The 6,598-nt window shown below is 69.8% G+C and carries 4 protein-coding genes and 1 pseudogene; 2 read left to right on the top strand and 3 right to left on the bottom strand.

Annotation, left to right across the window (positions count from 1 at the left end; genetic code table 11):
- Positions 1 to 189: 189 nt before the first annotated feature.
- Positions 190 to 1,149 (top strand): ATP-binding protein, encoded by a 960-nt coding sequence (locus AC2EBS_RS16075; protein WP_484729449.1) that lies wholly within the window; start codon positions 190 to 192, stop codon positions 1,147 to 1,149.
- Between the two features lie 155 nt (positions 1,150 to 1,304).
- On the opposite strand, the gene AC2EBS_RS16070 is transcribed toward AC2EBS_RS16075, so the two are convergent.
- The 3 genes from AC2EBS_RS16070 to AC2EBS_RS16060 form a co-directional block, all read right to left on the bottom strand.
- A complete protein-coding gene (locus AC2EBS_RS16070; RefSeq protein ID WP_484729448.1) occupies positions 1,305 to 2,219 on the bottom strand; it encodes a J domain-containing protein in 915 nt (304 codons plus the stop codon).
- Between the two features lie 124 nt (positions 2,220 to 2,343).
- On the bottom strand, positions 2,344 to 2,565 hold the full coding sequence (locus AC2EBS_RS16065) for a hypothetical protein (protein WP_484729447.1): 222 nt from the start codon (positions 2,563 to 2,565) through the stop codon (positions 2,344 to 2,346).
- A 191-nt stretch (positions 2,566 to 2,756) separates the two neighbouring features.
- On the bottom strand, positions 2,757 to 3,269 hold the full coding sequence (locus AC2EBS_RS16060) for an Lrp/AsnC ligand binding domain-containing protein (protein ID WP_484729446.1): 513 nt from the start codon (positions 3,267 to 3,269) through the stop codon (positions 2,757 to 2,759).
- A 100-nt stretch (positions 3,270 to 3,369) separates the two neighbouring features.
- Here AC2EBS_RS16060 and AC2EBS_RS16055 point away from each other — a divergent pair.
- Positions 3,370 to 6,315 (top strand): annotated as a pseudogene (locus AC2EBS_RS16055) (L-glutamate gamma-semialdehyde dehydrogenase); the annotation flags it as partial.
- Between the last annotated feature and the right edge of the window lie 283 nt (positions 6,316 to 6,598).

The raw sequence follows: 6,598 nt of genomic DNA, 5'->3' as shown, positions 1-6,598 counted from the left end.
TGAATTCTTCTGGGTAGGGTTGCTTGCTCTGCATGGCACCTCCGATTGGGCCTCAGTTTGAGGCTCGAAGGTGTCTACTGAACCCGGGGCGATTCACTGACCACTGCGCCGGTCATCCAGTTCATCAAGTACGACGAGCAGAACCAGAAAGTCAACAAGCTGGCTTGGGATGACCACACCCATAGTCCGATGGAGCTGATCGAGGCAGTCTGGCTCGAAGTTCCTGATTTTCGAGAGCGCTACGAATTGCCCGATGGGCTGTACCGTCAGAACGTGCCCGCGTTCGACGAAATCGTGGTGCGGGAACTGCTGGTCAATGCCTTGGTGCACCGCCCCTACACGCAGCGAGGCGACATCTTTCTGAATCTCCACCCGGACCGACTCGATATCGTTAACCCAGGCCCGTTGCCTTTGGGTGTCACGCCACAGAACATCCTGCACACCACGGTGCGGCGCAACGATCACCTGGCCCGACTGTTCCACGACCTGAAGTTGATGGAGCGCGAAGGGAGCGGCTTCGACAAGATCTTTGAAGTGCTGCTCTCGCAGGGGCGCCCCGCCCCAGAATTGATCGAGACCCATGATCGTGTGCAGGTTACCGTGCGCCGCCGCATCCTCAAACCTGAGGTGATCGACTTCATTGCTAAGGCAGACCAGGCCTATCAGCTGACCCAACGCGAGCGCATTGCCATAGGCTTGTTGGCGCAACACGATGCCTTGACTGCTCGAGAACTGGCTGCGGCGCTCGAACTTCCATCGGCCGAGGCGCTCCTCCCTTGGCTCAGGCGCCTACTGGACTGGCGCCTGGTGTTGAGCACCGGCCGTACCCAGGCCACCCGCTATTTCATCGACCCGGGGCTGCTGCGCAGTTTGAGCTTCAATAGCGAGACCACGCTCAAGCGCATTGAGCCGCATCGCTTGGCCGCGTTGGTGCTGGAAGACCTACAGCGCTATCCAAAGTCCGCCATTGGCGACGTCCGTAAGCGCATCGGTGGTGAGATTCACGCCAAACAAGTCAAGCGCGCGCTGGAGGACTTGATTGCGCGTGGTGAAGTCCGCTTTGAAGGCGACAAGCGTTGGCGCCGGTATTCGGCCGTGTCTGGCCCAGGCTATCGGACAACAGGCCAGGAATCTGCCGCTAACGGGTGATAGAAACCGGGCGATACGCTGCAGCGGTCCATAAAAATCAAGGGCCTATATCGACCTTGCACAGCAGAACCCAGGTGATAGCCTCACAAAGGGCCTGACAGAGGCAGGCATTACGCCAGCGGAAGAATGCCCCGCCAGCACAAGCCCGCGCCCCCTCAATGCGCCCCGCTCGCCGCCCCCACGCCGCCCAGCCGTCCCGCGCGCTGGTGCAGGAAGGCGCGGGCCAGGCTGGATTCGGGCTTGAGGCGGGTGCCGATGTAGAGCTCCTTGCGGCGCTCGACGATCTGGTCGCGCAGCTTGAAGGCCATGGTGTTGAACAGGTCCACGCCGCGCGCCTCGGCCTGCGCCACCGTCTGCCAGAGCTTGTACATGCCGGTGCTGGCCAGCGCGACCCGGTAGTCGTGCACGGTGCGCAGCCGGTCCTGCACCAGCTGCTCGCAGTGGGCCAGCCAGTTGCGCAAGGCCTCGGCGTTGCCGCCGCTGACCTTGGCCGGTTCCTCGCCGGCCGCCAGCAGCATCGCTTCCAGCTTCCAGCGCTCGCCGGCTGCATAGGCCGCGTTCACCGCCATCATCAGCTGCTCGCGTTCGGCGCGTTCGGCATCGCTGGCTGCGCGGTCGGGGTGGATGCGCATCGCGGCTCGGCGGTACAGCATCTTCAGCGTCGGCGGCGCCCACAGGCTGATCTCGGCGCCCACCGGCACCGGGGGCAGCGGTGTGGCGGGCGGCAGGCCTTCCATCCGGGCCATCTGCGCCATGCGCGGCATCAGCGCCTCGGGCAGCTGGCTGCGCGCGGTCGAGCCGCCGCCGTCCATCGGCAGGCCGATGTCGATACCGCGGCTGCGCAGCGTGCCAAGCAGTGCATCGGTGGTGTGGCGCAGCTGGGCCTCCAGCGTCTCCAGCTCCTGATACAGCGGCCCCAGCACCGCCTGGTAGCGGGCGGCAAAGGCCGCCACGCTGGCGCGCTGCGCATTGAATTCGCGCTCCTGCTCGGCCAGATAGCGCAGCAGGTCCTGCAGCGCGGCGTGGCGGCGCTCCAGGTCGTGGCGGCTGATGACCGGCTTGGCGTTCATGGGCGTGAATTCTGACGCGAATCCTGGCCCTGGAAACACCGAACTGGGCGGCCCGGACCGCCAGTTCCGCCGGCAGCCGGGTGCGGGCGGGCCGGCCGCAGCACCCGCTCGCCGGCCGCTTCACTCAGTTCGCCAGCGCCGGTTCGCCGTTGCCCGAGCCGGTGCCGCTGCGGCAGTCCAGCCACAGGGCCAGCAGTTCGCCGTCGCTCAGCTCGCGGATGGCCAGGCCCGTGCGCAGCGCCTCGCTGGAGGCGAACCAGCCGCAGCTGGACTCGCCCGGCGCACCGAACAGCAGCGGCTGCGGGTTGATCGCGATGGGGCTGCGGCGGGCGGTGCTGGCTTGCATGGCGGGCTCCTGGAGGAAGGACGGGCGGGCTGACTTGCTTGCTTGCAGTTTTGGCGACGGCAGGGCGGCCTTCCATCACACGCCCGGAGGGGCGCGGAGGGATGCGGCAAACCCTCTCCCTCGCAAGAGGGGGGCTTGTGCCGCGCCCGCCACACCGCCGCCGCCCGCCAGGCTGGCCGCCCGGGCGCCGGTCACAGCGGCAGCGCCGCCGTGCTCTTCACCTCTTCCATCACCGCATAGGTGCGGGTTTCGCGCACGCCGGGCAGGGTCCAGATCACGCTGCCGATGAACTCGCGGTAGTGGGCCATGTCGGCCACCCGGGTCTTCAGCAGGTAGTCGAAACCACCTGCCACCAGATGGCATTCCAGGATCTCGGGCCGGGCCTGGACGGCGGCGCGGAAGTTGTCCATCACATCGTGCACCGTGCGGTCGAGCAGGATTTCGATGAACACCAGCATGCTGGCGCCCAGCTTGGCGGGGTTGAGCCGCGCCTCGTAGCCAAGGATGTAGCCCTCGCGGGTGAGGCGCTTGACGCGCTCGAGCACCGCGGTGGGCGAGAGGTGCACAGTCTCGGCCAGCTTCAGGTTGGAGATGCGGCCATCGGCCTGCAGCGCGCGCAGGATGCGCACATCGATCTTGTCCAGCCCCTCGGGCACCGGCGTGGTGGCGGCGGCAGGGGCGGTGGCGGGCTTGCGGCTGGGCATGGCGAATATCGTTCGGTCGGATGGGTGAAGTTCTGAATTTAATCCGGCACGGCAATTCCTACAGTCCGGCTATTCACTAGTCACCCGCGGAGCCGCCGCCATGAGCACTCGCCCGACCCTGCCCTTCCCCCTGCTGCCGGAGCAGGCCCGCCTGCCCAGCCCCTACCGGGACGAAACGCCACTGGTGCAGGCGCTGGCGCAGGCGCTCGAGCCGGGCCTGGACTGGGCCGGGGTGCTGCGCCGGGCCGGGCCCTGGGTGGAGCGGGTGCGCGCGCAGCCCGCGCCCTTCTGGGCGATGGAGTCGCTGCTGCGCGAATACCCGATCACCAGCGCCGAGGGCCTGGCGCTGATGCGTCTGGCCGAAGCGCTGCTGCGCGTGCCCGACGTGCCCACCGCGATCGCGCTGACCGCCGACCAGCTGGGCCGTGCCGAGTTCGATGCGGCGGGTGGCGAAGGCCCGCACAAGATGCTGGCCAGCCTGTCGGCCAGCGCGATCGCCTTGTCGAAGAAGTTCCTGCCCGAGGCCGACGCCGAGGGCGGCCTGTTCAAGCGCCTGGGCGCGCAGACCGTGGTGGCGGCCACGGTGCGTGCCATCCAGCTGCTGGGCCGTCAGTTCGTGCTCGGCCGCGACATCGCCGAAGCGATGGATGAGGCCGCGCAGGCGCGCCGCAAGCAAAGCCAGCTGCGTTTCTCCTACGACATGCTCGGCGAAGGCGCGCGCACCGAGGCCGATGCCACGCGCTACCACGCCGCCTATCTGCAGGCCATCGCCGCGATCGCCGGCGGGCAGCGCGCCGACACGCCGGAGAGCGCCGACGGCATCTCGATCAAGCTCTCGGCGCTGTTCTCGCGCTACGAGGTGCTGCAGCGCGAGCGCGTCTTCGCCGAGCTGCTGCCGCGCGTGTGGCAGCTGGTCGAGCAGGCCGCGCAGGCCAATATCAACCTGACCATCGATGCCGAGGAGGTCGACCGCCTGGAGCTCTCGCTGGATGTGTTCGAGGCGCTGGCCGAGCGCATCGCCGCCCACCCGCAGTGGCGGGCCTGGCGTGGATTCGGCCTCGCGGTGCAGGCCTACCAGACGCGCGCCGTCGCGGTGGTGGACGAAGTGGCCGCCATCGCGCGCCGCTACGGCCTGCGCTTCATGGTGCGCCTGGTCAAGGGCGCCTACTGGGACGGCGAGATCAAGCGCGCGCAGGAGCTGGGCCTGGCCGCCTATCCGGTGTTCACGCACAAGCCGCATACCGACGTCTCCTATCTGGCCTGCGCGCAGCGCCTGATCGCCCATGCCGACGTGATCTACCCGCAGTTCGCCAGCCACAACGCCGGCACCATCGCCGCCATCGTGCAGATGGGCCGGGCGGCCGGCGCGGCTTTCGAGATGCAGCGCCTGCATGGCATGGGCGAGGGTGTTTATCGCGAGGTGATGGCCGACGCCGGCACCACCGGCGCCGACGGCCTGCCGCTGCCGGTGCGCGTCTATGCGCCGGTGGGCCAGCACCGCGACCTGCTCGCCTATCTGGTGCGCCGCCTGCTGGAGAACGGCGCGAACTCTTCGTTCGTCCACCAGCTCGCCGATCCTGCGGTGGCGCCGCAGGAGCTGCTGGCCTCGCCGCTGACGCAACTGCAGGCGCAGGGCACGCTGCCGCTGCCGCTAGACCTGTACCGCGATGCGGCCGGCGCGGGCCGCGCCAATTCGCGCGGCGTCGATCTGGCCGACCCGGCGCAGCGCGCGCCGCTGCAGCAGGCGCTGGCGCAGGGCCAGATCCTGCCGGTGCCGCAAGCGCAGCCGGCCGAGATCGATGCCGCGATGCAGCGCCTGCAGGCGGGCTTTGCGGGCTGGAACGCGCGGCCGGTGGGCGAGCGCGCCGCCGTGCTGCGCCGCGCCGCCGATGCGCTGGACGCCCAGCTGCCCGAGTTCTGCGCGCTGCTGGTCAAGGAGGCGCACAAGACCCAGGCCGATTGCGTGGCCGAGGTGCGCGAGGCGGTGGACTTCCTGCGCTACTACGCAGACCAGGCTGAAGCCCTGGGCAGCGAGGCCCGCGGCCGCGGCGTCTTCGTCTGCATCAGCCCGTGGAACTTCCCGCTGGCGATCTTCGCCGGCCAGGTGGTGGCGGCGCTGGTGGCTGGCAATGCGGTGGCGGCCAAGCCGGCCGAGCAGACGCCTTTCGTCGCACAGCGCATGGTCGCGCTGCTGCACGAGGCCGGCGTGCCGCTTGATGTGCTGGCCCTGCTGCACGGCCCGGGCGAGACCGTGGGCGCCGCGCTGGTGGCGCATGCGCTGACCGCGGGCGTGTGCTTCACCGGCTCCACCCAGGTGGCGCAGATCATCCATCGCACGCTGGCCGAGACCAAGGCGGCGCCGGTGCCACTGATCGCCGAGACTGGCGGCCTGAACGCGATGCTGGTCGACTCCACCGCGCTGCCCGAGCAGGTGGTCGATGCGGTGGTGCAGAGCGCCTTCCGCAGCGCGGGCCAGCGCTGCTCGGCGCTGCGCCTGCTGTGCGTGCACGAGAGCATCGCCGACGGCCTCATCGAGATGCTGGCCGGCGCGATGCGCGAGCTGCGCGTGGGCGACAGCGCCGCGCTGGCCACCGATGTCGGCCCCTTGATCGACGCCGAGGCGCATGCCGGCATCGCCGCGCAGGTCGAGCGCCTGCGCCGCGAGGCCCGCCTGATCGCCGAGACGCCGGCCGACGCGGCCACGCTGCCGGCACACACGCTGCGGCCGCTGGCCTTCGAGATCGACAAGCCCGAAGACCTGCGCAGCGAGATCTTCGGCCCGGTGCTGCATGTCTGGCGCTGGAGCGGCGAACCTGACGCGGTGGTTCAGCGCATCAACGCGCTGGGCTACGGCCTGACCTTCGGCATCCAGACGCGCATCGACAGCCGCGCGCAGCGCCTGGCGGCGCAGGCGCGCATCGGCAATGTCTATGTGAACCGCAACATCATCGGCGCGGTCGTCGGCGTGCAGCCCTTCGGCGGCGAGGGCCTGTCGGGCACCGGCCCGAAGGCGGGCGGACCGTTCTACCTGCGCCGCTTCGTTGCGGTGCCGGCCTTGGCCGCCGTGGAGATGGGCGGCGGCTGCGAGAGCGGCACGGCGCTGGGCGAGGGCCCGGCCGTGGCCATGCCGGCGCTGCTGCGCGCGCAGCAGGCCTGGGCCGAGCTGCCGCCGGCCGAGCGTGCCGATGTGGTGCGGCGCGCCGCGATTGCGCTGGACGCGCAGTCGGGCGCCCAGCTGTTGAGGCTGGCCGAGGCGGCCGCGCAGCAGCTGCCGGCGCGCGCGCTGCCCGGCCCCACCGGCGAGAGCAACGAGCTGCGTCTGCATGGTC

It is taken from the genome of Roseateles sp. T103 (assembly GCF_057219915.1).
This window is presented reverse-complemented; position numbering and strand designations above follow the sequence as displayed.